Source organism: Massilia sp. 9I, assembly GCF_902506415.1.
GTDB lineage: Bacteria > Pseudomonadota > Gammaproteobacteria > Burkholderiales > Burkholderiaceae_D > Telluria.
The window spans coordinates 865,911-892,548 of record NZ_LR733275.1 but is presented as its reverse complement, the minus strand read 5'-3'; the positions used below and the strand labels follow the sequence as shown (position 1 = coordinate 892,548).

The 26,638-nt window shown below is 59.4% G+C and carries 21 protein-coding genes and 2 tRNA genes; 10 read left to right on the top strand and 13 right to left on the bottom strand.

Annotated elements, in window-relative coordinates:
- Positions 1-160 precede the first annotated feature (160 nt).
- Positions 161-985 (top strand): NAD(P)-dependent oxidoreductase, encoded by an 825-nt coding sequence (locus tag GV068_RS04070; protein ID WP_159696118.1) that lies wholly within the window; start codon positions 161-163, stop codon positions 983-985.
- 110 nt (positions 986-1,095) lie between these two features.
- Here GV068_RS04070 and GV068_RS04065 read toward each other — a convergent pair whose 3' ends face one another.
- Positions 1,096-3,621, bottom strand: coding sequence for a TonB-dependent receptor (locus GV068_RS04065; RefSeq protein WP_159696117.1), 2,526 nt, complete (start codon positions 3,619-3,621; stop codon positions 1,096-1,098).
- A gap of 27 nt (positions 3,622-3,648) precedes the next feature.
- Positions 3,649-4,869 carry a glycoside hydrolase family 88 protein gene (locus GV068_RS04060; RefSeq protein WP_201303241.1) on the bottom strand — a complete coding sequence of 407 codons (1,221 nt, stop codon included), beginning with the start codon at positions 4,867-4,869 and terminating at the stop codon, positions 3,649-3,651.
- 523 nt (positions 4,870-5,392) lie between these two features.
- Between GV068_RS04060 and GV068_RS04055 the strand changes: the two genes are divergently transcribed.
- Positions 5,393-6,508, top strand: a complete 1,116-nt coding sequence (locus GV068_RS04055; RefSeq protein ID WP_159696116.1) for an acyltransferase — start codon at positions 5,393-5,395, stop codon at positions 6,506-6,508.
- Between the two features lie 647 nt (positions 6,509-7,155).
- Positions 7,156-8,157 carry an acyltransferase gene (locus tag GV068_RS04050; RefSeq protein ID WP_159696115.1) on the top strand — a complete coding sequence of 334 codons (1,002 nt, stop codon included), beginning with the start codon at positions 7,156-7,158 and terminating at the stop codon, positions 8,155-8,157.
- Positions 8,158-8,684: 527 nt separating this feature from the next.
- Here the strand turns inward: GV068_RS04050 and GV068_RS04045 are convergent.
- From GV068_RS04045 to GV068_RS04030, 4 genes are all read right to left on the bottom strand, one after another.
- Positions 8,685-8,760: transfer RNA gene (locus tag GV068_RS04045), tRNA-His, on the bottom strand.
- Positions 8,761-8,834: 74 nt separating this feature from the next.
- Positions 8,835-9,704 carry a glutamate racemase gene (gene murI / locus GV068_RS04040; protein WP_159696114.1) on the bottom strand — a complete coding sequence of 290 codons (870 nt, stop codon included), beginning with the start codon at positions 9,702-9,704 and terminating at the stop codon, positions 8,835-8,837.
- A 45-nt stretch (positions 9,705-9,749) separates the two neighbouring features.
- Positions 9,750-11,285: a fumarate hydratase gene (locus GV068_RS04035; RefSeq protein ID WP_159696113.1), complete on the bottom strand. Its 1,536-nt coding sequence runs from the start codon at positions 11,283-11,285 to the stop codon at positions 9,750-9,752.
- 33 nt (positions 11,286-11,318) lie between these two features.
- On the bottom strand, positions 11,319-11,921 hold the full coding sequence (locus GV068_RS04030; protein ID WP_159696112.1) for a TIGR00645 family protein: 603 nt from the start codon (positions 11,919-11,921) through the stop codon (positions 11,319-11,321).
- 204 nt (positions 11,922-12,125) lie between these two features.
- On the opposite strand from GV068_RS04030, the gene acs reads away from it, so the two are divergent.
- Positions 12,126-14,120 carry an acetate--CoA ligase gene (acs, locus tag GV068_RS04025; RefSeq protein ID WP_159704547.1) on the top strand — a complete coding sequence of 665 codons (1,995 nt, stop codon included), beginning with the start codon at positions 12,126-12,128 and terminating at the stop codon, positions 14,118-14,120.
- 45 nt (positions 14,121-14,165) lie between these two features.
- Here acs and GV068_RS04020 read toward each other — a convergent pair whose 3' ends face one another.
- The 3 genes from GV068_RS04020 to GV068_RS04010 form a co-directional block, all read right to left on the bottom strand.
- Entirely contained in the window at positions 14,166-14,459 is a 294-nt protein-coding gene (locus tag GV068_RS04020; RefSeq protein ID WP_159696111.1) for a KTSC domain-containing protein, read from the bottom strand.
- 32 nt (positions 14,460-14,491) lie between these two features.
- Complete coding sequence (locus tag GV068_RS04015) at positions 14,492-17,176, bottom strand: polysaccharide deacetylase family protein (protein ID WP_229463681.1); 2,685 nt, start codon at positions 17,174-17,176, stop codon at positions 14,492-14,494.
- A 144-nt stretch (positions 17,177-17,320) separates the two neighbouring features.
- A complete protein-coding gene (locus tag GV068_RS04010) occupies positions 17,321-17,743 on the bottom strand; it encodes a VOC family protein (RefSeq protein ID WP_229463678.1) in 423 nt (140 codons plus the stop codon).
- Positions 17,744-17,767: 24 nt separating this feature from the next.
- Between GV068_RS04010 and GV068_RS04005 the strand changes: the two genes are divergently transcribed.
- From GV068_RS04005 to GV068_RS03995, 3 genes are all read left to right on the top strand, one after another.
- On the top strand, positions 17,768-18,094 hold the full coding sequence (locus GV068_RS04005) for a helix-turn-helix domain-containing protein (RefSeq protein ID WP_159696109.1): 327 nt from the start codon (positions 17,768-17,770) through the stop codon (positions 18,092-18,094).
- Positions 18,095-18,171: 77 nt separating this feature from the next.
- A tRNA-Ser gene (locus tag GV068_RS04000) sits at positions 18,172-18,262 on the top strand.
- Between the two features lie 151 nt (positions 18,263-18,413).
- Positions 18,414-20,174 (top strand): site-specific integrase, encoded by a 1,761-nt coding sequence (locus GV068_RS03995; RefSeq protein WP_159696108.1) that lies wholly within the window; start codon positions 18,414-18,416, stop codon positions 20,172-20,174.
- A 43-nt stretch (positions 20,175-20,217) separates the two neighbouring features.
- On the opposite strand, the gene GV068_RS03990 is transcribed toward GV068_RS03995, so the two are convergent.
- Entirely contained in the window at positions 20,218-20,883 is a 666-nt protein-coding gene (locus GV068_RS03990) for a hypothetical protein (protein ID WP_159696107.1), read from the bottom strand.
- Between the two features lie 49 nt (positions 20,884-20,932).
- A complete protein-coding gene (locus tag GV068_RS03985; RefSeq protein ID WP_159696106.1) occupies positions 20,933-21,559 on the bottom strand; it encodes a hypothetical protein in 627 nt (208 codons plus the stop codon).
- A gap of 198 nt (positions 21,560-21,757) precedes the next feature.
- Between GV068_RS03985 and GV068_RS03980 the strand changes: the two genes are divergently transcribed.
- On the top strand, positions 21,758-22,255 hold the full coding sequence (locus GV068_RS03980) for a hypothetical protein (RefSeq protein ID WP_159696105.1): 498 nt from the start codon (positions 21,758-21,760) through the stop codon (positions 22,253-22,255).
- Positions 22,256-22,315: 60 nt separating this feature from the next.
- Here the strand turns inward: GV068_RS03980 and GV068_RS03975 are convergent, their stop codons facing one another.
- On the bottom strand, positions 22,316-22,882 hold the full coding sequence (locus GV068_RS03975) for a recombinase family protein (protein ID WP_159696104.1): 567 nt from the start codon (positions 22,880-22,882) through the stop codon (positions 22,316-22,318).
- A 229-nt stretch (positions 22,883-23,111) separates the two neighbouring features.
- On the bottom strand, positions 23,112-24,044 hold the full coding sequence (locus tag GV068_RS03970; RefSeq protein WP_159696103.1) for a GGDEF domain-containing protein: 933 nt from the start codon (positions 24,042-24,044) through the stop codon (positions 23,112-23,114).
- Between the two features lie 572 nt (positions 24,045-24,616).
- Here GV068_RS03970 and GV068_RS03965 point away from each other — a divergent pair.
- Entirely contained in the window at positions 24,617-25,339 is a 723-nt protein-coding gene (locus GV068_RS03965; protein ID WP_159696102.1) for a cytochrome c, read from the top strand.
- A gap of 6 nt (positions 25,340-25,345) precedes the next feature.
- Positions 25,346-26,632, top strand: coding sequence for a cytochrome c (locus tag GV068_RS03960; RefSeq protein ID WP_159696101.1), 1,287 nt, complete (start codon positions 25,346-25,348; stop codon positions 26,630-26,632).
- Positions 26,633-26,638: the final 6 nt, after the last annotated feature.

Below are 26,638 nucleotides of genomic sequence, written 5' to 3'. Positions count from 1 at the left end.
ATTTGACTGGACATCTTAACATGGCCCGGCAGCCGGAAAGCCGGTCGCTGTCGGGGGAAATCGATTGTCCGTGGCGTGAAAGCGGCGCTTCCGGCATTGACGCACACAACGTATCGGCTATACTTCAGTTAAACGTTTAACTCAACACCGGAGTCCATCCATGAATGAAGCAACACCGCGCAAGCCCTTCCACCGTCTGCTGCTGACCGGCGCCGGGGGCGGTCTCGGTACCGTGCTGCGCGAGCGCATCAAGCCCTGGGCCGACGTGGTCCGCCTCAGCGACGTCAAGGTCATTCCACCCGCCGAGGACGGCGAAGAGGTGGTGCGCTGCGACCTCGCCGACCGCGCGGCCGTGCTGGCGCTGCTCGAGGGCGTGGACGCGGTGCTGCACTTCGGCGGCGTCTCGATCGAACAGCCGATCGACGATATCGTCCAGGCCAACATCGTCGGCCTGCATCACCTGTATGAAGCGATCCACAAGCAGGGAGTGAAGCGCGTCATCTACGCCAGCTCCAGCCACGTGGTCGGCTACTATCCGACCACCCAGGTGGTCGACGCCGGTGCGCCGCTGCGCCCGGACTGCATCTACGGCGTCTCGAAGTGCTTCGGCGAAGCGTTGTCGCGCTACTACTACGACCGCTTCGGTATCGAGACCGTCTGCCTGCGCATCGGCTCCTCTTTCGAAGAACCGCGCAACGCGCGCATGATGACCACCTTCCTCGCCTATGACGACCTGGTGGAACTGGTGCGCTGCGCACTGTTCACGCCGCGCGTCGGTCATACCATCACCTTCGGCGTCTCGGACAACCCGACCCGCTGGTGGGACAACCGCCTGGCCGCCCACCTCGGCTATGAACCGAAGCGCAGCTCGCGCGAATTCGCCGACCGCTTCCCGCCGAGCGGCGCGCGTCCGCCGGCGGATGACGTCACCGCCACCTACCAGGGCGGCCCCTTCGTACTGGCCGGTCCGATCTACAAGGACTGATTCCACCTAGCTCCACACACTTGCGGCGCCTTTCACTTCCATGAAAGGCGCCGCATTTTTTTACCCAGCGTTTCGGCAGGATGGCGGCAGCGCCGCCATCCCTTCACTACTTAGAACTTCACGTCCAGCTTCACGCTGTAGAAGCGGAACACATCGCGCGGCGGCACCCAGCTGTCGACGTTGATGCCCGGCGAGGTCGAGGTCGGACCGGCGCGGAAGCTCGGGCCGCTCGCATTCGCGTTCGGGATGTAGAACTTGTCGAACAGGTTGTTGATGCGGAAGCTCAGGCGCCAGCGGTCCTTGTTCTCGCGCAGGCCGAAGCCCAGGTCGGCGATGGTGTAGCCGTCGTTGACCGAACGCGGATCGTTGTTGATGTTGGTCTGGTAGTCGCTCTGGTAGCGCACGTTGCCGTTGATGAAGGCGCGGAACGGCATCGACGTGAAGCGCAGGTCATAGTTGCTGCCGATGTTGACCTTGATCTTCGGCGTGCCCGGGAAGATCCCGCCCGACAGGTCCTGGATACCGGTGGTGGCGCCGGTGCGGATCGGGAAGCAGGCGCGGTTCCAGCCGCCCAGCGAACCGCCTTCACCCAGGCCGGTGGTGCCGATCGCGGGGTTGGTGTTGTCCTGGTAGCAGGGCCCGTTCTTCCAGTCCTTGATGCTCGGACGGGTATAGGCCAGCGCGGCGTTCATCGACCAGCCGGTCGTGATCAGCATGTTGGCGTCCAGCTCGAAGCCCTTGGTGCCGATCTTCGGGATCGAGTTCAGCTGGGTGTAGATGGTCGGGTCGTTCGGCAGGACGAAGGAGGTGTTCTGCTGGTAGTTCTTGAAGTCGGTCTTGTAGACCACGGCCGCCACCGACATGCGGTTGTCGAACAGGTTGGCCTTGGTGCCGATCTCGAAGGTGCGGCTGGTTTCCGGATCGACCGGGAAGGCCGCCGAGGCGCGCAGGCCGCTGGTCACGTCATAGGCCTTGCCCTTGTGGCCGGTGGCGGTCATGGCGTACACCATCACGTCCGGGGTCAGCTGCTTCTGGATACTCAGCTTGCCCGTGGTGGCCCAGTCCTCGTTGCCGCTGCTCGAGAACACGTCCACGCCGACCGGACCCGGCACGAAAGTCGAGCGGTCCAGCTGGTCGGTGTAGAAGTTGCGCTCGTAGTTGAAGCCCGATTCTTCCAGGTTGCGGCGCAGGCCCGCGACCAGGGTCCAGGTCGGCGCGAAGTCCCAGGTGGCCTGGCCAAACACCGCCTTGTTCACGTTGTAGATGTCGGTGTAGTAGTTGGTCGGGCTGGACGGCGAGTTGGACGCGCACTTGGTCGGTGCGACGCAGAAGCCGCGGATGAAGTGGCGTTCGATCTCGTTGCGCGCCCACCAGAGGCCGGCCACGTAGCGCAGGCTCCTGTTGTCCGGCGAGACCAGGCGGAATTCCTGGGTCTTGGAGTTGATGTCGTAGGTGCCGAACTGGTTGTTGCCGACGGTGAGCTTGGTCTCGCCTGGACGGGCGATGGTCGGGACGTCGGTGAAGTCCTGGTCGCGCGAGTCGTTGGCCTTGTAGCGCTGGTAGGACGAGATCGACATCAGGGTCGCATCGTTCGGCAGCGTGTACGAGAACTTCAGGCCGGCGCCGTGGGTGCGCGAGGCAATCCCGGTCGGGAAGTCGCGGCGCACCAGGCGGTTGCGCGGGTCGGTCGGGTCGATGCCCGCCAGGACCAGGGACGCCGGCAGATCCTTGTTGCCGTTCATGTAGGCGGTGTTGATGTCGACCGGGATGCGCTGCAGGTTGCCTGCGGCGGCCGAACCGGTGGTGCGGTAGAAGCCGTTCACCGCGGTCACGCCGCGGGTGTTCTCCTGCTCGTTATATTGCGGCATGAAGTCGATGTCGAGGTTCTGGATCGGGGTCCAGCTGAACTTCGCCATCATGGTCTTGCCGGAGGAGCCGTTGACCTTCTGACCGTTGGTCAGGTTGGTGAAGTTGCCCGGCATGTCGCTCTTGTTGGCCGCGATGCGCATGCCGAAGCTGTCGGTCAAGCGCCCGCCCATCGAGGCCGCCAGGCGGTACTCGTGGTCGTTGGTGTAGTAGGCGCTGCCGCGGTAGGTCATCGGGCCGCTGATCGGCTTGGTGACGATGTTGATCGCGCCGGCCACTGCCGACTTGCCGAACAGGGTACTCTGCGGACCTTTCAGCACTTCGACGCGGGCCACGTCCGCCAGGTCGCGGAAGGCCTGGAACTGCACCGCGATCGGGATGTCGTCCAGGATCACTGAGACGTCCGATTCCACGCCGATGCCGACCGAGACGGTACCGATGCCGCGCATGAACAGGGCGTTGTTGGCGGCGGTGGTGCCGGAAGCCTGGGTGAGCGATGGGGTGAGGGCGATGACGTCCTCGATCTCGCGCACGTTATTGCGCTGCAGTTCCTCTTCCGACAGCACCGAGATCGCCATCGGCACGCTCTCGAGCTTCTCGACGCGCTTGTTGGCGGTGACGACCACCGACTGCAGCTTGGTCGGATCCGGCTGCGCTTCCGGCGCTTCCTGTGCGTAGACGGGCAGGGCCCATTGGGCCACGGCCAGTGCGACAACCAGTGCCAGCGGTTTCACCGCGATGTGGGCACTTTCGATTCTGTTCTTGTTCAACGCTGTCTCCTCCGGTTTTATAGATGTTTACTTCTGGCTGGCCTTCAGGCGCAGCAATGCTTCGAGAAAGTAGTAGTCCGCGTAGTTGAGCGGCACGTCGATTTCCTTACCGGCCGGCTTGTGGCCGGTGGCGTGCTTCAGCAGGAAGCCACCGTTCTCGCCCGCCGTTGCCAGGTACTCGGGCGACGAGAGGCTGCGCAGCTGGGCTTCGGCGAAGCCGCGGTAGCGCTGCGCCAGCTGTTTGTCAGAGAACTGCGCCAGCTCGAGCAGGGCCGAGCTGACGATGGCCGCGGCCGACGAATCGCGCGGCGCATTCGGGATGGCCGCGTCGTCGAAGTCCCAGTAGGGGACTTTGTCGGCGGGCAGGCGCGGATGGTTCATGAAGAAGGCGGCAATCTTGTGCGCCTGCTCCAGGTACTCCGGCTTCTTCGTCTCGCGGTACATCATGGTGTAGCCGTACAGGCCCCAGGCCTGGCCGCGCGCCCACGAGGACGCATCGGCATTGCCCTGCACCGTCTGTTTGCCACGCACCGCGCCGGATTGCGGGTCGTAGTCGACCAGGTGGTAGCTCGAGTTATCGGGGCGGAAGTGGTTCTTCAGCGTGGTGTCGGCGTGCGCGATCGCGATCTCGCGGTAGCGCGGCTCCTTGGAGGCCTGCGTGGCCCAGCTCAGGAGCTCGAGGTTCATCATGTTGTCGATGATGACGGGGAAAGCCCAGTTGGTGTTCTTCCACAGCTCCCAGGACTGGATGCTGCTGACCTTCGGATTGAAGCGCGTAACCAGGGTGGTGGCGCCGGCCAGCATGGCGTCACGGTAGGCCGGGTTCTTGGTCAGGCGATAACCGTTGCCGTAGCTGGCGCCCAGCATGAAGCCGAGATCGTGGTGGGTCTTGTCGAACTTGGCCGGCGCCATGCGCGCGGTGTAGTCCTCGGCGGCCGCGCGCCATTTCTTGTTGCCGGTGGCTTCGTAGAGGTACCACAGGGAGCCGGGGAAGAAGCCGGCGGTCCAGTCCTTTACTTCGACGATCTTGACCTGGCCATTCTCGACGGTGCGAGGGAAGCCGGGCGTCGACTGGACGGCGGCGAGCATGCCGGTGTACTGCTTCTCGGCGCTGGCGAGGCTGCGCTTGACCAGGTTCGAGGTGGATTCTTCCGCTGCCGCAGCGCTGACGCCGGCTGCGAACAGGAGGCCGCCCAGCAGCATGCTGGCGCGAGGGACGGCGAAAAAGGCGGGTTGTGCGTGCCGCATGTTGACTGTCTCCAAACTATTTTTTTGTACTTGAGTAAATCCTAGTGAGAGATTAAAGCAAAGTCAACAGATTTAGGAAAACGCTTAACTAGGTTGTTGTGAAAGCTGCATGCTAGGTATTTCACTGCTAAGGCGGGAGGATGATTAGCGAATTGCAAGATTTTTGACAGGTTGTGAGAAAACGTTTTGCCGGTCCTGTGGTCCTGTCCGTGGGGTATCTCGGGGGAAGTTTAAAAGTTTGGCTAAAACCACACGCTTGAGAAGGTGGAAACCTTGCCAAGTGCTTTTGGTAGAACATCAGGCATGAGCGGCCGCATGAAGTGTGCGCTGTTCCAAATGTGCGGTCTTAGTTTCGGCCGGGGCTGGTGTGAGCGAGTATGTAGTCGATCTGGCGGTGCAAGGACGCATGGCGTGGCAGCGGTGCCGCGAGGAGGGCGCGTAGGCTTGTCAGCGCTTTCCGGTCAATTCTATTGCATGTAGGAATTGCAACATGTAGCATCGAAGGAAAATATACGGGTGAAATATGCGCACGATTGATAGAAGGATCTCGTTAAACGAGTCGTTCTCTTTGTACCTCGACCTGGCAAGGTTCCTTGCTGCTGCAATGGTAGTGATCACCCATTGCATTCAGCATAAGATCATAGGCGAGGGCGCTGCTCGATTTATACCCAGCCTGGGTAGAGAGGCCGTTGTGACCTTCTTTGTTCTCTCCGGGTTTGTTATTGCTTATGTGACCAGCACTAAGGTCGTATCAGCTCGTGATTACATCGTTGCTCGAAGCGGGCGGATCTATTCAGTTGCTCTACCCACTCTTCTCATTGCTTGGCTATTTGCTTTAGTGATCGGAGATGGCGACTACCAGCTATCGAAGCCGTACGTCTACATCCCGCTGCATCTCATGTTTCTCGGGCAGAGCTGGAACTTTTCTGAAGTGCCACCTTTGCTAGGGGCATACTGGTCGCTCTGCTACGAGGTCTGGTACTACGTTCTGTTCGGAGTCGTCTATTTCATGCGTGGATGGGGGCGGCTCGTAGTGACGGCCTTGGTCCTGGGAATAATGGGGTTCAAGCTTTGGCTAGTGCTTCCAGTCTGGCTTGCCGGTGTCGCGGTCTACCACCTCCAAGACAGGATTCGAATGACTCGGTTACCTGCGCGGGTTGGATTCGCAGCGTCTCTTATTCTCCTCCTTGCGTACAACCTTGCCGGCCTTGAAGGTGTTTTAAGAGGGCTTGCGGTAGATATCTGGCCCAGCAGGACCTTTGACCTTGGTAGCTCTGAGCGCTTTTTGGCTGACTACGTCGTGGCAGTGTTGGTAGGCGGGAACTTCCTGTGTGCTCGCTATTTAGATCTCGGAGGCCTGGTTAAGTACGGCGCTGCTATACGTGCTCTTGCGAACTACACCTTCACGCTTTACCTGGCGCATATGCTCGTGATCTTGGCTTGGCTAAGGTGGTATCCGCACAACAATACCAGCGTTATCGATATCGCGAACTGCTTGGTTCTAGTGGCCTTGGGAACGGTCGTTCTTGCGCAGATTACAGAGCAGAGAAAGCAGAAGTTTCAGGTTCCGGTTGCGTGGTTCCTCGCGTTCTTCTGGCCGGCTAAAAATGAAAAATCTTTGCCACGAGCTGTAGTTTAGAAAAGTTCGAAGGCAAGGGTTCTCCTGCGCGCATGGTACGCTTGCTTATCCGCAACTAGGGCCGGCCACCATGTTTGCAGAACGATACCTCGTAACGCTCAACACCTCGGACTTACGCGACGATGAACAGCACCAACAGACGGAGACGCTCGCCGCTGCAGCGCTTGCTGACCAGGGCGGAGGCCGCTCAGTATTCGGCTCGCTGCTGGCTCGCGCGAAGTACGTGCGACTTCAAGCTAACAACTCTCGGGGCGAACTAGATGCTGTTCAAGGGGTTGGAGCGTGACTCGAGCGGCGCCGAGTGGGTCCAAGAGTAGTCCGTTCAGGTGAACGGCGCATTGTTGGCTGAAGCAGTACGCGGGGATGAGCTTTAACCGCAGGCCGAGTTGGAATAGCACTTAGGCGGCGCAGGCAATGTGCTGAGACCGGATTAGGTCGATGGCTAGGTCAACTTGACATGCGGTCGTGCGGTTAGTTCGCTTATGAATTTGGGGGCACGACATACTCTGACCGCTAGCACTTTATGCACCTCATGCTTGTAGCATGCGCACGACTTCGAAAAACCACGAGACCACTATATAGCCCGTTACCTCACTAGGCAACATGACAGTTCGTCATTAGAATCAAGTGATTCTTGAAGGAATCTCATGACGCAACATGTTCCCTATCTTGACGGCTGGCGTGGCCTTGCGGTCTCCTGTCTTCTTCTCGGCCATTTTTTCCCCGTTCCAGGGTTTAATTTCGGCACCGTTGGGGTTGCATTGTTTTTCGTGCTCTCGGGTATGTTGATGACCAGAGTATTGTTTGTCCAGCGTTGCGAAATAGGGACCTTTTACCGTAGGCGTATCTCTAGGGTATTCCCATCCTTGTTTGCCTACATTGGGATAATCACCCTACTATTCATCGCGTCGGACCAGCCATTTGATCCTGCTGAAATTCTGACTGCGCTTACTTTCACGAACAACTACTTCGTGGCTGAAAAATGGACGCTACCGTTCGGGCACATTTGGTCGCTAAGTGTCGAGGAGCATTCTTACGTGATCTTGTCGATAGCGGCAATCTGGTGCAGGTGGAGAGGCTGTAGAGAGGTTGCAGTGGTTAGCTTGATCCTATTGCTTATCCTTTCGGTGATCGCCATTTATTCGCTATCCCCCGATGGCTTTGCCTCGAACTTCGCTTTGCGAACGGAAGTTGCCTCGTTCGGTATTTTCTTCTCAGGCCTCCTTTTTCTGCTAGGTGCTCGACACAAAGTCCGTCTCTCGAAGCCGTGGATTGCTCCGGCCACATTAGCCTTGGGCATCTTATGCCACTGGTGGAGTGTGCATCCCGCGATCAAGGTGGTGATTGGCTGGGGAGCCCTGGCGTTGGCAATCAACGCAATGTCGGCGGCGCCTGCAATGATCCGTCGCTTCCTTGAGAATCCATGGCTACAAAAGCTAGGCCTCTATTCATTCTCCCTTTACCTGTGGCAGCAGCCGTTCTATCAACTCCACCGTCATCACGGGATGCCGGCCTTAGTTGCGCTGCTGCTGTCGCTCGTAACTGGTTACTTGGCGTTTCGCTTTGTGGAAAACCCGGCTCGTATATACCTCAACACCCACTGGAGACCGGCGAACATTGGTGGAACTCAGGCTAGCAGCGTCGGATAAAGTCCAAGAAGGCGCTAACAGCCGGCGTAGTCGTCAGCATCGCATTCGTCGTCTGGCGCACATACTCGATTTGCTGAAGCCTCTGCATTGTCTGAGCCAGCGACGCCCGCACCGTTTCGAAGAATGGCCGAAGCTTCTGGTCGATCACAGCGTGGCACGGTAGGTCTTGGTGCGCATGCAGCCTGATAGTCCAATCAACCAGCTCGGCCAGTGGCGATTCGACCACAAGCGCGCTCTTCATCTCACCCGGCGGTTAACTTAGGCAGCACCGATTTGAAGGGATCTGCTTGATCGCTGAAATATTGCACGAGAGTGGGCGCTGATTGCCCCTCGGCCAGGCAGAATTCCATGCTTAGCTGTTGCTGCGCTTTAATAAACACGATCCATTCAGACAGCGGCGCCAAACAAAAAAGCCACCTCAAGGGTGGCTAATCAGATCGGCACGTTGTAAAGTTCCGATTTACGTTGTAAATTTCATCATCTGAAATTATTAGATTCGCATAACTGCTTGAATCTAAACGAATTCTTGGGGTGGCTGATGGGACTCGAACCCACGACAACAGGAATCACAATCCTGGACTCTACCAACTGAGCTACAGCCACCATTGTCTTGCTTTGTGTCTCGCTGTTTCCGAGACAGAACAAGATTATACAAAGGTCTTCCCGAACTGGCAAATTTAAATGTGCGGTCCCGTCGGGTTGGACAGCGTCGCCCCAAGGGCGACTTCATGCACAGGCGGATTCTGTCCGAGCAGGCCGGCGAATGCGGAGGACAGGGCAGTGCCGCTGGCGCTGGTGAAGCCGGTCAGCTGGGCCGTCTCGGCGCTTGCCATGCGCAGCAGGCCCGCTGCCTCGAGCAGACGCGCCAGTTGGCGCGCCACCGCGTCGCCGGTATCGATCAGCGTAACCTCGCCATCGGTGTGCCGCCTGATCACGCGCTCGATCGACGCCTGGACAAGCGGATAGTGGGTGCAGCCCAGCACCAGTGTATCCGCGCCCTGCGCCAGCAGCGGCGCGATATAGCGCTCCAGCATGGCGTCCAGCGCCGGGGCGCCGGTTTCGCCGAATTCGATCTGGTCGGCCAAGCCCACGCAGGCTTGCAGCAGGAAGCGGGCGCCGGTTGTGTCGACGATCTGGTCGCGCAGCTGCAGGAATTTGTCGCCGGCGAGCGTACGCTCGGTGGCCAGCACGCCCACAAGGCCATTGCGGGTGCTGGCTGCGCCAGGCTTCAGGCCCGGCTCGACGCCGACGATCGGCATGCTTGGGTAGCGTTCGCGCAGGATGCGCACGGCGGCGACGGTGGCAGTGTTACAGGCCACGACCAGGGCCTTCACGCCGCGCGACACCAGGAAGGCGGCGACGCCGAGGACACGGTCGATGACGACGTCTTCCGGTTTGTCACCATAGGGCGCAAAGCCGGAATCGGCGAAGTAGAGGAGATGTTCGTGCGGCAGCTGCGCCTGGATGTGGCGCAGTACCGAGAGACCGCCGACGCCCGAGTCGAAGATGCCGACCGGGGCGCCAGGGGAGAGGGGAAGGGTGGTCATGGTCGAAGACGCGGGCGTATCAATGGGTGACACGCCCACACGGCCTTACGCGGCGTTGACCGGGATGCCCTTCAGCGATTCGATCTTGGCCGACCATTCCTTCGGACCGGTGTTGTGCACCGAGGTGCCGGTCGAATCGACGGCCACGGTGACTGGCATGTCGGTCACGTCGAACTCGTAGATCGCTTCCATGCCCAGGTCTTCGAAACCGACCACTTTCGCGGTCTTGATCGCCTTGGAGACCAGGTAGGCCGAGCCGCCGACCGCCATCAGGTAGGCCGACTTGTGCTTCTGGATCGCTTCGATGGCTGCCGGGCCGCGCTCGGCCTTGCCGATCATCGAGATCAGGCCGGTCTTTTCCAGCATCATGTCGGTGAACTTGTCCATGCGGGTCGCGGTGGTCGGGCCGGCCGGGCCGACGACTTCCTCGCGCACCGGATCGACCGGGCCGACGTAGTAGATCACGCGGTTGGTGAAGTCCACCGGCAGCGGCTCGCCCTTGGCCAGCATGTCCTGGATGCGCTTGTGCGCGGCGTCGCGGCCGGTCAGCATCTTGCCGTTCAGGAGCAGGGTCTGGCCCGGCTTCCACGACGCGACTTCCTCTTTGGTGAGGGTGTTCAGGTCGACGCGCTTCGACTTCTCGGTGTCAGGCAGCCAGTTCACGTCCGGCCAGGTCGACAGCGCTGGCGGTTCGATGTAGGCCGGGCCCGAGCCGTCCAGCACGAAGTGGGCGTGGCGGGTGGCCGCGCAGTTCGGGATCATCGCCACCGGCTTGGAGGCCGCGTGGGTTGGGTACATGTTGATCTTCACGTCCAGCACGGTGGTGAGACCGCCCAGTCCCTGGGCGCCGATGCCCAGCGCGTTGATCTTGTCGCACAGTTCGATACGCAGTTCTTCCAGCTTGTTCTGCGGGCCGCGCTGCTTCAGCTCGTACATGTCGATGTCTTCCATCAGCGACTCTTTGGCCATCAGCATCGCCTTCTCGGCGGTGCCGCCGATGCCGATGCCCAGCATGCCCGGCGGGCACCAGCCGGCGCCCATCAGCGGCACGGTCTTGATGACCCAGTCGACCAGCGAGTCGGACGGGTTGAGCATGACGAACTTGGTCTTGTTCTCCGAGCCGCCGCCCTTGGCCGCCAGCTTCACGTCGACGGTGTCGCCTTCGACCAGTTCCATGTGGACCACGGCCGGGGTGTTGTCCTTGGTGTTCTTGCGCTCGAAGTGCGGGTCGGCCACGATCGAGGCGCGCAGCTTGTTGTCCTCGAACGCGTAGGCACGGCGCACGCCTTCGTTGACGGCGTCGGTCACGGTGCCGGTGAAGCCTTCGAAGCGCACGCCCATGCCCACTTTCAGGAACACGTTGACGATGCCGGTGTCCTGGCAGATCGGACGCTTGCCCTCGGCGCACATGCGCGAGTTAGTCAGGATCTGCGCGATGGCGTCCTTTGCGGCCGGGCTTTGCTCGGTCTCATACGCGCGCGCCAGGTGCTGGATATAGTCGGCCGGGTGGTAGTAGCTGATGTACTGGAGGGCTGCCGCGACCGATTCGATGAGGTCGCTTTGGGTGATGACGGTTGCCATAATTTTCTCGATCAGGAGGAATGTGTGTTTCGCTCAGTGCTTGGAGTGGGTGGTCATGACGATGCGGTCGGTGTAGGCGATGGCCATGGCCGACAGCAGGAAAGCAAGGTGAATGATGGTCTGGAAGATCAGGGTCTTCTCGTTGTACGCGCTGGCGTTGATGAAGGTCTTCAGCAGGTGGATCGACGAGATGCCGATGATGGCCATCGCCAGTTTCGTCTTGAGTACCGAGGCGTTCACGTGGGACAGCCATTCGGGCTGGTCCGGGTGGCCTTCGAGGTGCATGCGCGAGACGAAGGTTTCGTAACCGCCCACGATGACCATGATCAGCAGGTTCGAGATCATGACCACGTCGATCAGCCCGAGCACCACCAGCATGATGGTCACTTCGGTCAGCTTGGTCGGACGCGGCGCGCCCGGGACGGTGACGGCGTCCAGGATATGCTGGAGCGAAGCCACGTTGCCCAGGGCCGCACCGATCAGGTCCTTCAGCTCGACCCAGAAGTGGAACACGTAGACGCACTGCGCCAGGATCAGGCCGAGGTACAGCGGGAGCTGCAGCCAGCGGCTGGCGAAGATCAGGTTGTTCAGGGGGCTGAGTTTCTTTGCTTCAGTCGGGGGAATTAACTGCGCCATCGAGTTGCTGACTCCTGGAAAGCTGGACAAATACAGCCGAGCATTTTACACCTGCCGGCGCGCGCATGCCCGGCTTCTTAGCGCACGCCGGCAAGCTTGGTAGAATTGCCATCGACGAGAAGCGACCGGCTGGCCCGATGTAAGGGCTCAGTAAGCGATCGCCCCTATGGTGTTTGGTAAAAACCTACCAATATGGAGACAATGATGGCCGAGAACGAGAGCAATCAAGAATTCACGCTGCAGGAAAACCGCGTGTTCCCACCACCTGCCGAGTTCGCGAACAAGGCCGCGATCTCCGGCATGGAAGCCTACGAAAAGCTGTGCGCCGAGGCCGCCAGCGACTATGAAGGCTTCTGGGCGCGCCTGGCCCGCGAAAACATCGACTGGCACAAGCCATTCACCAGCACCCTCGACGAATCCAATGCGCCGTTCTACAAATGGTTCGCGGACGGCCAGCTGAACGCGTCCTACAACTGCCTCGACCGCAACCTTGCCAACGGCAACGCCGACAAGACCGCCATCATCTTCGAGGCGGACGACGGCACTGTCACCCGCGCCAGCTACCGCGAGCTGCACGAGCGCGTCTGCAAGTTCGCCAACGGCCTCAAATCCCGCGGCATCAAGAAGGGCGACCGCGTCATCATCTACATGTCGATGTCGATCGAAGGCGTCACCGCGATGCAGGCCTGCGCCCGCATCGGCGCCACCCACTCGGTGGTGTTCGGCGGCTTCTCGGCGAAATCGCTGCAGGAACGCATCATCGACGCCGGCGCGGTGGCCGTGATCACCGCCGACGAGCAGCAGCGCGGCGGCAAATCGCTGCCGCTGAAGGCCATCGTCGACGAGGCCCTGGCGCTGGGCGGCTGCGACAGCATCCGCGACGTCATCGTCTACAAGCGCACCGGCGGCAACATCAACTTCCAGGAAGGCCGCGACCTGTGGCTGCACGACCTGGTCGCCAACCAGCCGGCCGAGTGCGAGCCGGAATGGGTCGATGCCGAACACCCGCTGTTCATCCTCTACACCTCGGGCTCGACCGGTACGCCGAAGGGCGTCCAGCACTCGACCGGCGGCTTCCTGCTGTGGGCCGCGCTGACGATGAAGTGGACCTTCGACATCAAGCCGACCGACATCTACTGGTGCACCGCCGACATCGGCTGGGTCACCGGCCACAGCTACATCGCCTACGGCCCGACCGCCGTCGGCGCGACCCAGATCGTGTTCGAAGGCGTGCCGACCTTCCCGCACGCGGGCCGCTTCTGGGAAACCATCGCCAAGCACAAGGTCTCGATCTTCTACACCGCGCCGACCGCGATCCGTTCGCTCATCAAAGCGTCCGAAGCCGACGCCAAGGTGCACCCGAAGAACTTCGACCTGTCCAGCCTGCGCCTGCTGGGTTCGGTCGGCGAGCCGATCAATCCGGAAGCCTGGATGTGGTACTACAAGAACGTCGGCCAGGAACGCTGCCCGATCGTCGACACCTTCTGGCAGACCGAGACCGGCGGCCACATGATCACCCCGCTGCCGGGCGCCACGCCGCTGGTGCCGGGTTCGTGCACGCTGCCGCTGCCGGGCATCATGACCGCGATCGTGGACGAAGCGGGCAACGATGTGCCGAACGGGCAGGGCGGCATCCTGGTCGTGAAGCGTCCATGGCCGTCGATGATTCGAACAATCTGGAACAATCCGGACCGCTTCCGCACCAGCTACTTCCCGGATGAATTGGGCGGCAAGTACTATCTGGCCGGCGACGGCGCGGTGCGCAATAAGGACACAGGTTACTTCACCATCACCGGCCGCATCGACGACGTGCTGAACGTCTCGGGCCACCGCATGGGCACGATGGAGATCGAATCGGCGCTGGTGGCGCATCCGATGGTCGCGGAAGCGGCGGTGGTCGGTAAGCCGGACGACACCACCGGCGAGGCGATCTGCGCCTTCGTGGTGCTCAAGCAGGCGCGCCCGAGCGGAGAAGATGCCAAGAAGCTGGCGGCCGAGCTGCGCAGCTGGGTGGCGAAGGAAATCGGCCCGATCGCCAAACCGAAGGAAATCCGCTTCGGCGACAACCTGCCGAAGACCCGCTCCGGCAAGATCATGCGCCGCCTGCTGCGCGTGCTGGCCAAGGGCGAGAACATCACCCAGGACGTGTCGACCCTGGAAAACCCGGCCATCCTGGAGCAGCTGAAGGAAACGGCCTGAGGGTTTAAATGAAAAAGCCGCCCTGTTGCGACAGGGTGGCTTTTTTTATGCGCCGTCCGCTTCTCCGCCGCCGAAGGCTCTCATCAAGGCTTCGCGGTCGAGCGCTTTCTTGTCCAGATCGGCGCCAGCGCGGCCGCGGCGGCCGGTGAACTCTTCCTCGATGTTGTCGCGGTAATAGCTCCAGGCAGAGCTTGACGTCGACAGCTTGCGCCAGACTTCCGCGCCGACGGCGTCGTAGTCGATGGCGCTGCCGTCGTCGAATTCCACGCGCAGCCGGCGTTCGCGCGCGTCATAGCCGATCGCACGCAGCTTGCCGGCGTTGATTCTCTTCATTTCCATGCCGCTCTCCTGTCGGGGTGCCTGCAGACAGTCTACAGCTTCTCGAGCTGCTGCTTCGCGTAAGCCGACTGCGAGCCCGTCGGCGCCAGCTCCAGGTAGGTCTTGTACGCCCCCTTCGCCTTGTCCTTGTCGCCGCCGCGCGCATAGGCGTCGCCCAGGTTCATGTAGGCGATCGCGCGCGATGGATCCATCTTGACCGCGTTCTCGAACCAGCGCGCCGCCTCCAGGAACTTGTCCTGCTTGTAGAACACGAAGCCCAGGTTGTTCGCCGCCAGCGCGAAGTTCGGCCGCAGCTTGAGCGCCTCGGTGAACTGCGCCTCCGCCTGCGCATACTGCTTTTCCTTGTACAGCAGCAGCCCCTGGTCGTTGGCGCGCTGCGCCTGCTGGCGGGCGGACACCGGCACCGCTGCCGGCGCCACGATCTTGGTTTCGCCACCCTGCAAGTCCTTGACCACCACCGTGGTGGCGGGCGCCGAGGCCTGGGCGTCGAGCTTGGTATTCAGCGCGATCGCATCGTTGGACAGCTGCGCGGTATTCGTATTCAGGAACTCGGTTTCTTCCGGCAGCTCGAACACGAACTCGCCGCCTTCCGAGCCCGGCAGGCTGCCGAAGGCCGGCGTCTGTTGCGACACGCTCGATACCGCCGGCGCCACGTAGGCCGCCAGCTCGGTGCCGGTGATCAGGCTGTCGCCATTCAGGTCGGCCTTGCCGCCCAGGCCCTGCAGCAGGGTCCAGGTGAACACCGAGTGACCGTTCGGTCCGCCATCCGACACCAGCTGGTCGGTGCCGCCGGCCGTCAGCATCTGGCGGCCGAGGCGCTTGGCGTTATCGCGCAGGAAGGACGCATTCGCCGCGCCGCGCGTGAGACCGAGGCCGCTGTAGCAGGCGTCCATCACGAACAGCGCGTGTTTGGCCGGCAGGCTCTCGGCGATGTTCTGGATCTCGGTCATCGGGATCGCGTCGGTCGCCAGGTTGTTCGGGTCGGCGTCGACTGGCACGATGTAACCGAGGTCGCGCCCCGAGCTGAGCTTGCGCGTGGCGCCATGGCCGGCGAAGAACACGAAGATGCGGTCGTTCGGCTGCAGGTTGCCGTGGGCCAGCTTGTCGTGGAAGGCGGCCAAGATGTTGTTGCGCGTCGCCTGGTCGTTCTTGAGGGTGATCACGCGCTCCGGCGCGAAGCCGAACTTCTGCACCAGCACCTGGCCGACGCCTTCCGCATCGCGCACGGCATATTGCAGTTGCGGCCATTTCTGGTACTTGTCGATGCCGACCACGATCGCCCATGAATTGGCGTAGCCAGTGACGGCCGTGCGCTGCACCGGCGCCGGCGCTGCCGACCCGGATACCTTGAAGGTCTCGCCATCCCAGCCGGCGAACTGGTAGCCCTCGGCCACCAGGCGGTCGAGGATGGCCGGCAGCGCCTTCACGGTGCGCTCATGGATGTCGTGGAACAGGATGATGCCGCGGCCCTCCTTGTCGACGCTGCGCAGCACGCGGTCGGCGATGGAAGACGGCACCGGGTCGGCCCAGTCGAGCGAATCGATATTCCACATCACCGATTTCAGGTGTGCGTTCTCGAGCGTCTGCAAGCCTTCGCGGTTGCGCGCACCGTAGGGGAAGCGGAACAGGCTCGAGCGCTGCGGATCGACCGCCTTGAGCAGCGTGTCCGTATTGAGGATCTCCGCCTTGAGGCCGTCGCCGGTCTGCTTCGACAGCTGCGCGTGCGTGAAGCTGTGGTTGGCCAGCACGTAGCCGGACTGCTTCAAGCGCCGCATCACGTCCGCGCCGCCATTCAGCTTGGCCTTGCCCTGGGCGTCGAGCGAGCCGATATTGCGGCCCACGCTGAAGAAGATCGCCGGCGCGTTGTACTGCTTCAGGATCGCTGCGATCTCTTCGCTGTAGCGGCGGTGCGGACCGTCATCAAAAGTGAGCACCACGGTCTTCTTCGGCAGCGTCTTGCCGAAGATCTCGCCGTCTTCCACGGCGGCCTGCGCAGGCTGTGCGGGCGCCGGCGGTTCGGCCTTGGCCGGGTAGGGCAGGACCACGCCGTAATCCTTCAGGATGCGGTCGCGCTGGTACAGGGTCTTCAGGTAGGCGACGTAGCTGCTCCACTTCTCGCGCTTGAGCTCGATCGAGCGCGTCTCGAAGCGGCCGAACACGGCGCGGATTTCCTTTTCATAGTTACGCTCGATCTCGGCCAGCGCGTCCAGGTCTTCCGAGACGCGCTTGTGCAGCTTGATCGCGGGGAGCGAGGAATCCTTGGCCACCTGCGCCAGCAGCGACTGCATCAGCTCGCGGAAGGCCAGGCGGTCGGCGTCATACAGGCCTTCGCCCGATTCCACGAAGTCGAGCAGCCGGCCGAGCGCCTCGAAGCGCGCCGTGTTGTTGGAGGAGAGTAGCTGCGCGAGGGCGGCGTCGACCTTGCCGACGCGCTCCTGGTTCTCGTGGAACAGCTGCTGGCCGACGCTGTTGGCCTGGGCGCGCGCATCCGCCGATAGGCCGGCTTCGTCCTGGGTCAGCACAATGATCTTGCGGTAGGACGCCAGCATGGTCTGCATGTCGGCCGAGATGGCGCTGACATCCATTGCCGGACCGGCCGGTGCGGAAGCCGCTGGAGCGGTAGAAGACGGGGACTTGAGGCTGACGATCCAGCTGCCGGCAGCGGCGCCGGCGGCGGCGACGGTAAAGACGACGTAGTACAGGACTTTGCGTTTCACGGCGTGTCGTTATTGAAGAGTTGAACTCCGGCAACGATACCATTGGGGCAAGGGCGCTAGTTGAGGAAAACCACTAGCGTCCGGGCTAGAAACGACAATGCCGCCTTTCGGCGGCATTTTTATGCGCAGCGCGTACTGGCTGTATCAGGAAGACGACAGCACGAAGGTATTGCCGTCCGGGTCGCGGAACTTGGCAAAGGAGCCCCAGGGCTGCACGGTCGGCGGTTCGATGAATTCGACGCCGCGCTGGCTCAGCTGGCGGTAGGTGGCCTCGACGTTGTCGCAGCCAAAGGCGCCATTGAAAAAGGTGCCGATGCGGTCTTCCTGGCCGTCCATCGTGAACAGCACGACGCGCGTGCCGGACGAGGCGATGCGCAGTTCGATCCAGCGCTTGCCTGGGCCCATCGGCTGGTCGGTCGAGATGTCGAAACCGAGCTTCTCGGTATAGAAGGCGAGGGCGCGGTCCTGGTCCGAAACGGGGATGCTGACGAATTTCAGTTGGGTGATCATGGCGGTGATGGGTGGGTTGTCTTCGGCAGCATTATCGTGGCAGACTCGCGGCTGCATGTATTTTTAATGACTATAGTATTCATGACTACCCGCCAGTCTTCGCTCGATGCCTACGTGTTCGAGGTCCTGATGCCCGACCTGGTCGGGCACGACCGTCGTCCTGCCGCCTTTGTCGTCTATCTTTACCTGCTGCACAGTGCGGAAGCGCTCGGCCGCGACCAAGTGCCGGCGAGCCTGCAGACGATCGCGGTCAAGACCGGGCTGTCGAAGTCGGCGGTGCAGGTAGCGCTGCGCCACCTGAAGCGGCGCGGGTTGGTTGGCGGGGAGGATGTCGGCACGCAGGTCAACCCGGTGCGGCAGGTGCTGCGGCCCTGGCGTCGGCGCTGGCCGGCAGAGGTCACGGCATGACGGATGCCAGAACGGTCTTGTACAGAAGAGAATCCTTGCTATAATAGGCGGCTTCGTGGACACACGAGACCCCATCAGGAGAGATGGATGAGTGGTTTAAGTCGCACGCCTGGAAAGCGTGTGTAGGTTCATAGCCTACCGGGGGTTCGAATCCCCCTCTCTCCGCCAAGATTGCTTTAAACCCTTGTTCCATAAGGAAAACCCAGTAAAATAGCGGGGTTTTCCGACTCGGGTTCTACACAAAGCTTCTACACAAAGGCTGGCGACAGTTCCCGACCTGACTGGTTTCTGACCACATGAAACCGGGACTTCAGAACTCATGCCCATGCTTCCTACCGGCCTCGTCCGCGACAAAAAATCTGGCGTCTACTACCTGCGCCGTCGTATCCCAACCGAAATCTTGAGCCAGTACCCTGGCAAGAAAGAGGTTACGTTTTCCTTAAAAACCAAAGATTCCCGGACCGCCGTAGAGCGGCTGCGGCGTGAAGATGCCAAGCTGTACGCCGAGTGGGATAAGGCGCGCGAGCGTCTGGCGCGAGCCGCTGCGCGCTGGAAATTACGCGAAGTTCAGCGTATCGATGTGCTTACACCAGAAATAATTGACACTATCTGTACGCACTTCGAGGCTGGCAGTCTTACTGTGGATGAGCAACGTCGGAAGGCGGGAGCTTATACCGTCGAAGACATCGAGCAATACAAAGCCAGCTATGCCGAAGCCAATCTTGAGTTAAAGATGGGTGTAGCCATTGGAGACGTGGACCGGATGCGCCCGGCGCTGGAACAGTTCCTGTCTTTGTATGGATATGACGTTAATGTGCCGGAGGCGGACATGCAACGGCTGACGTTGGCCTTTGCGCGTACTGCAATCCGCACGAACGAAAAACTGCTGAATCGCTATGAAGGCAAAGACGAGCCAACGCCGAATGTGGTCGGCACTCGCCTGACGCCAATGCTGTCCGAAGTCACGCAGGCTTACATCGCATATTACGAAAAACTTCAAAAACCAGCGATGTTAAAGAAGGTAAAAACGGTAATGCCGGCGCTGCTTCAGGTGGTAGGCAACAAGCCTATTGGTTCGCTGACGCAATCAGACATTCTTGAATTTTTCGACACAGTGCAATGTCTACCACCCCGGTGGAGTGATGTCTGCCGTCAGCGCGGTATCACTCTGCGCGAGTTGGCTGAGCGTCGTGTAGGGGAAATGAGTAAGGGCACATTCGATGGCACATATATGGCCGCGATGGCGCCATTCCTGAAATACTGCCGCGGCAGATGGCAAGACAAAGGCTGGCCGATGACGGTTACGGTCGAAGGTATTCAGTACCTGGGCAGCCGTCGCGACCCCGAATTCGGACAACGGCACTTCAAGCAGGACGAATTGAAGCGACTCTTTCAAGGCTCGGAGATGGCCGCGCTGGCCAAGAGCCAGACCGAGGCTTACAAGTTCTGGCTGCCGCACGTCGGTCTGTTCTCGGGCGCTCGCGTGAATGAGCTGTGTCAAGTGAATCCCCAGCTCGACATCCGTCAAGACGAGAAATCTGGCTTTTGGTTTTTCGACATTACAGAAGACTCAGCAAGCCACAAGGATGTCGAAAAGTCGGTCAAAACCAAATCATCGAAAAGATGTGTGCCAATACATCCACAGCTCGTAGAACTCGGCTTTCTGCGCTACGTTGAGCACATAAAGAAGCAGGGACACACACTGTTGTTCCCAGGTTTCCCTCCAAGTGTTGGCCGGGCTTCCCCCAAGGCTGGTGAATGGTTCGGAGACTTCCTGCGGGACCTCAATTTGCGTGACGAGACTCCAGGCGCGCGCTTGGTTGGTATGCATGCATTCCGTTTCACGGTACTAAACCAGGCCGCAGAACTCGGCGTCGTCAATGCTGAGGCGATTACTGGCCATAGCAGCAATATTACTAATATTGCACGAGTTCAAGACGGTCAAATCGAGAACAATGCTTCGGCTGTAGTCAGGACCTATCGCGGGGAGTTGTCGGTTGGGAAAAAGATGGACATTCTTAAGCAGGTTGTCTATGCCAACCTAAAGTTCCATACTCCCGTTCCACCTCAACTAACGTAACGCCCAAAGAGGTAGTCGCCAATCGACGCAGATACGGCGCACACTAAGCCCAGATTTCCTCGCTGGGCACATGTGCCCGTAGATGGCGGAGGAATTCAACCCAGCGCGGAATCTTCTGGTCGAATTCTTCCGCAAACGCTGCGTAGTAATACGCATACTGCTGCACCGCCCAGAAGTCCATGCGCATTAGCTCCCAGCAGGTTGGGCGAATCCAGCCGTCGTCATCACGCGCCCCGATATAGCCTAGCCGCTCGGCGAGGTACATAGAGAGCTCATCGGCGTTGACGTACATCTTCCACCATTGGGCGTCATATTTTCCGCTCGGCGTAGAGAGCACGCGGCGCCACGTCTTCGGCTCCCCTGGAAGGTAATAATATTTTTCACCTGCAGCCAGGGCTCTCCTGGCGGGGGAGTTAGCCCAATCATAATCATCATCACGGGTCTGGGTAGGGCGAGCTGCCGTAGCCGGCCGCGAGTCCCAGCCCGAGGAAGGCGCATAAGAAGGCGCCGCTGAGGGTGCCCACGCTTGGTCTCGCTCGGCTTGGTACCGGTTGCGCTCGTCCTCTTCACGCTGATTGCGAATCATGATGGCGACAGGGTCCATCGTGCAGTAGTTGTACGACTCCATGTAAGGGTCGGCAGCAGAAGCACAATACGAGGCCGCGTGCGAATACCCATCATGGCAATCGAAGTTATTAAAATCGTCCATAGTCGAGACCTTATTCAAAAACGGAAAGACAGTAGGTGTAAACGGCAGTTCAGTTGTAGCAAACAACGTCGCCGGTCGGCAGTTGGACGCAATATCGGATACGCCCTGCTTCGCCTGGCCGGGCGTATTCAATGACCTGCAATGTGTCCAGCTGGGCCCCGGCCGGCAGGTCTACGGTTATTGGTTCCAGTCCCGACTCTTCAAGCCGACGAGCGTCCAGGCTGTGCCAGTGCGTTTGAATTTGAAGCGGGGAGACATCTATGGGCAACGGGTCAGGTACTCGCTGCGTAAAGAGCTGTAGACGCTCTGTTGCCGGAGTTATCGGCACCGGCGAGTACAACAGTGCGATGTACTCCACGGGAGCCGTTCCATTCGTAGGATTGCTCCTTACGTGATAGACGCCACCGTTCATTGGGCTGACTTGAGTGAATCCAAGTTGTTCTAACAGCGTCGGCTGCGGGGTGTTGCTGAACCCCGGCATATTTGCTTGGCTTCCTAGAGGTGCCATTTCGGCGGCGATGTCGGCCAGAACGGCGGCGGTAGCCTTTTGCGCAGCAATGGCTAGTTCATCTGGTGTTGCCGCATTCTTCAATGCCTCAAAAGCTTGCCTGGTCGCCGGGGTTTGGGTTATTTCCCGGACTTGGCTGAGCCATGCGGGGTAAGGGTTTGGTTCCATATCGTTGAGACTTTCTGAGTAGGGGCGCTCTTGCACGAAAGTCAAGTTAACAGGGTGACTCTGAGCCGGTCAACAGGGCGGCGCGGCCGCTTTACAAAGTGCACATTTCGCAATATACGAGCTGTTGCTTTTGAGCATCATGCACCCGAGCCCAGCTAAGTAAGCTGTATAATTCAGTTTCCACAAGGAAATGAAATCATGAAGTCTGCAAAACGGAAAGACCCGAGCGCGTCGAGCAAAGCATTCCTGCAAACGATGATGAGCCTGTACTTCACCGAAAAGGTGGAGCCTCACTCAGGCAAGAAAGAAGCGGAAACGCTCCCGCCGATGGAAGCGCTGGTCTTGGGCATGATGTGTCTGAACAGCACCTATAGCAGCCAGGCCTTCAGCAATCGCCTGTTCTCGCACAGAACCTTCAATGCACGCGAGTGCGATGTCTTCAGCGAGGCTGGCATCCTGGGCCTGCTGCAACGTGGCTACCTGAAGCCGGCCTCGAAAAAAGCTGAGCAAGCACTTGAGGTTGAAAAAGAATCAAAGGTGTGGGGACTCGGAGATGTGCCGCTCGTGGTCACTGCCAAGGGGGCTAAGCGTATCGGCTTTCTCGTAGCTAACCTGACCGGGGAAGACGTCAAAGAGGTCATCAAGAGGTTACAGGCGGACTCCAAGGAAGCCGCAAAGGCCTGGACGGCCGCCTGACCGGCCTACATCCAAAAAGCGGCGTCTTGCACGGCCGCCGTCGGCCGCCTTCTGATGCTACTAAGCCGGCTGCTTGCGCGGGGCGGTCAGGTTGTACAGTGTCGAACGAGACACGCCGAAATGCCTAGCGATTTCTGAGATAGACATCTCCCTGTCCTTCATCATCGCCAGGGCCGCCCGCTGCTGCTTGGGGTCCAGAACAGGTCGCCGGCCGCCGATTCGACCGCGAGCTCGCGCAGCAGCCAGGCCAGCCAAGGTTCGCTCCCGCAGGAGTTCGCGTTCGAATTCTGCCAACGCGCTGAACATGTGGAAGACGAGCTTTCCCGCCGGGCCGCTAGTGTCGATAGCTTCCTTCAGCGATTTGAGCGTGACCCCGCGCTCTTCGAACTCGCGACCGATGCGGATGAGGTCTTCCAGGTTGCGACCCAGGCGGTCAAGGCGCCAAACGACGAGAGTGTCGCCGGCCCGCAGGGCTTTCAGGCAATGCGTGAGTTCCGGTCGGTCGGCATTTTTGCCGCTTGCCGTGTCTTCATAGATAACAGCTGCTCCCGCGGCCAGGAGCGCGTCACGCTGTAAGTCGAGCGTCTGCTCAATTGTGCTCACCCGAGCATATCCGATTGTCGTCATTGGTACCCTCTTTCAGACGTTGATTGTTGGACTGGTTTTTAACCATCTGAAGGGGTATAGCTTCGCCTCTCGGTGATAAATTGGCGCGTGCCCAGCAACTCATCGTTTTCCGAACTGCTCGGGCGCCAGTGACCAGTTCGTGCGAACTTGGCGATAACTCCGGCCGGCTCAGCTAGGGAAATGGAGCGGTAAAGCTTAGTTCATTGATGGGCCTGGGCGGAGAGCGCTTCTATAGCGAGAAAAGTCCGGACCGATAAACCCGATAGCAGTTGCGGCCCTCTCGCTTTGCAACATACATGGCAGAATCGGCCGCTTTCAACAACTCTTCCGGAGAATATGCATCTGCCTGCAAGATAGCCACACCAATACTTGCCGAAATTCTAACGTGTATGCCCTCAAGTTCTAAAGGAAGGCTTGATGCGTCGAGAAAACGTTGCATGAGAACTGGCAGGATGGAGTCGTTTCTAAGGTCCGGCAGAACGGCAATAAACTCGTCGCCTCCAAACCGGGCAAGCGTGTCTGAGGCTCGTATTGCCTGAGCAAGCCTTCCGGCTGTTTGCACAAGGAGATTGTCACCAGCCGCGTGCCCGAATTTGTCGTTTACTTCCTTGAAACCGTCCAGGTCGATAAAGGCGACTGCCAGTGGGACTCCAGAAGCTTTGGATTCTTCGATGGCTTTTGTCAGACGTTCCATCAAAAAGACGCGGTTTGGCAGCCCTGTCAGGGTGTCGAAATAGCTCTTTTGTTCGAGCCAACGGCGCCTCTCGCTCATCTTAGTGACGTCACTAAAAACGGCAATGTAATGGCTTGGATGTCCATGCGCATCCGGTACCATCGTAACGGTTATGTTTTCCGCGAAGTGGGCGCCGTCCTTACGTCTGTTCCATGCTTCACCATTCCAGAACCCGTGCAATCGTATCGAGTCCCACATATCTTTGTAGAAATCAGCACCTTGTCGGCCGGACTTTAGAATTCTTGGATTTTTACCAAGGACCTCATCTTCTGAATAGCCGGTTATGACCGTGAACGCTGGATTCACTGCCAGAATACTGCCATCCAAGGCGGTAATCATCACTCCGTTACGAGTATGAGCGAAGACCGATGCCGCAAGGGCAAGCCTGTCGTTGGCTGAGCAATCTTGGCTTTGTACAAAAGCGGGCATATGAAGTTCCGCGCAAATGGCAAATGTAGCAATGAATGTTGTCTCTTGTCAATACAATGGTTTGCTATCGGTTGCTGTATAAGTCCTGATGCTCACGATGTGGTTAAAATGCGACAATTTCTGCCTATTGTACCGTCAGACTTGCGGCTGAAGTTTGCATCTGCGGCGCGTCCCGCCCGGACTACAGCCAATAGGTACGCATTACACTCAAATTTTCGAGTGAACTTAAGAGTCGTAACAAAGCATGGCAAGTATAGAGTGGGTCTTCGGTGTGTTTATTGTCAAAATTGACGAGCCTCTTTTTGTCAAGAGTGCGCCGCGTACAGTTGCTGTCTGCCGCATGCATATTCTTTAAGTTTTGGTAGGATTCATCTTAGTTTTCGATACCTGAGGGGTACTGTCGGGAATGAGTGGAATGCAAGATGTACGTGATAAAATGGACATGGCAGTAGCATTCCTTCGGCGTGCGCTGCAGTTACTTATTTGTGTCTCAGCGCTCATTAATAAGTTATAGGAAATTTTTCAGACGTCGCCTTAATGTGGAGTTCCATAGTAGGACTGTGAGCATATTTATGAAAATAACCACGATGTCTTTGGGATTAGCGCTTTTCCTTTCTGCCGTCGCGTCGGCGCAGGCCCAAGTTCCCACATCTGATGCTACTCCCGCGTTTAAGAAACTTGACTCCATTGAGGCTCGTGCCCAAGGCTGCGTGACTTGTCACGGGCAGCAGGGACAGGGTACTGCGAATGGTTACTTCCCGCGAATCGCAGGTAAACCTGCGGGCTATCTCTACAATCAGCTTATCGCTTTCCGTAACGGCACTCGAAGCTACCCGCCGATGAACTACCTGGTTGCATACCTTCCAGACGCTTATCTCAAAGAATTAGCGGAACACTTCGCAGCACAAAGGCCTGCTTATAGCAACCAGGAGCGCCCTGTTCAGGACGCGGCCGCGGCTGCCCGTGGCCAGATGCTCGTCACCGCAGGCGACCCTAAGAAGGGGCTACCCGCTTGCATCGCTTGCCATGGCGCCGGCTTGACAGGTATGGAACCCGGTATCCCAGGCTTGGCTGGTCTGCGTCCAGCATATGTCGTTGGCCAATTGACGAGGTGGAAGGTCGGCGAACGTCACGCGGCTGAACCGGACTGCATGAAACGCATTGCATCACGGCTCACTGACGAAGACATCTCTGCTGTAGCCGGCTATCTCGCGCAAAAAACGCCTCCGACCAACGCGTCGCCGGAACCCTCCAACCTAGTTCGCATGCCTTTTGCATGTGGCAGCCAACGGTAGGTCTCTATGCGTAAAAGTGCCCGTATTGTTTTATCTCTTGCTGCTCTTGGCGTGGCCGCAGCCGGTGTGCTCTATTTCCTTCGACCTGGCGTTCTTCCCCAGAACAAGAATACTGCACAGCTGAGTGCATCAACCCAGCAGATTAACAAAGGTGAGTATCTGGCTCGGGCAGGGGACTGCGTCGCATGTCACACAGCACCGAATGGGACCGCTTTTGCCGGCGGCCGGGCGATGCCGACCCCGTTTGGTGCCTTGTACGTCCCTAACATCACCCCTGACGATGAAACAGGCATCGGACAATGGACCTCGGACGAGTTCTACCGGATGATGCATACGGGTGTATCGCGGGACGGTTCGTTGTTGTATCCGGCGATGCCCTATCCTCAATATACCCAGGTAACGCGGAGCGACTCTGACGCCATCTACGCATATTTGATGTCGATTCCGCCGGTCAAGCAGAAGAACCGGGAGCACGAGCTACGCTTCCCGTACAACAATCGCGACCTCCTCATTGGCTGGCGGACCTTGTACTTCAAGGAAGGCGAATACCAGCCGAATCCGAAACAGTCAGCAGAGTGGAATCGCGGCGCCTACCTTGTCAAGGGCCTTGGCCATTGCGCTATGTGCCATACCGCCGTAAATGCCTTGGGCGGCTCGAGCGAATCGAAAGCCTTTGAAGGCGGGATGATTCCTAATCAAAACTGGTATGCACCTTCCTTGACATCGAATCGCGAAGCTGGCCTGGGCGATTGGAAAATTCAGGAAATCGCAGACCTCCTCCAAGCCGGCATCTCGCACCGTGGTACGGTTTACGGCCCTATGGCCGAGGTTACCTTCAACAGTTTGCAATATTTGAGTGACGACGACGCGAAGGCAATGGCAGTTTATCTGAAGGCGTTGCCGCAAAAAGATAACTCGCCGCCTCCCACCAGCCAGGCAAGGCTCGTCGCACCCGAAACGATGGAGCTCGGCAGTAAGGTCTACGCTGCCCAATGCGTCATGTGCCACGGTGCCGAAGGTAAGGGGCAGACCCCGGAGTATCCGCCCCTCGCCGGCAATCGGTCAATCACGATGGAAACACCGGTCAACCCGATTCGTATGGTCCTGAATGGCGGTTACCCACCCGGTACACGCAAGAACCCGCGGCCACACGGCATGCCACCGTTCTCGCACATCCTAAATGACAACGAAGTTGCGGCGGTCGTGACTTATATCCGTGTCGCATGGGGTAACAGCGGTACGCCAGTGAACGCCAAACAGGTTAACGACCTGCGCACCTTGCTACCGGAATGAGGAGAG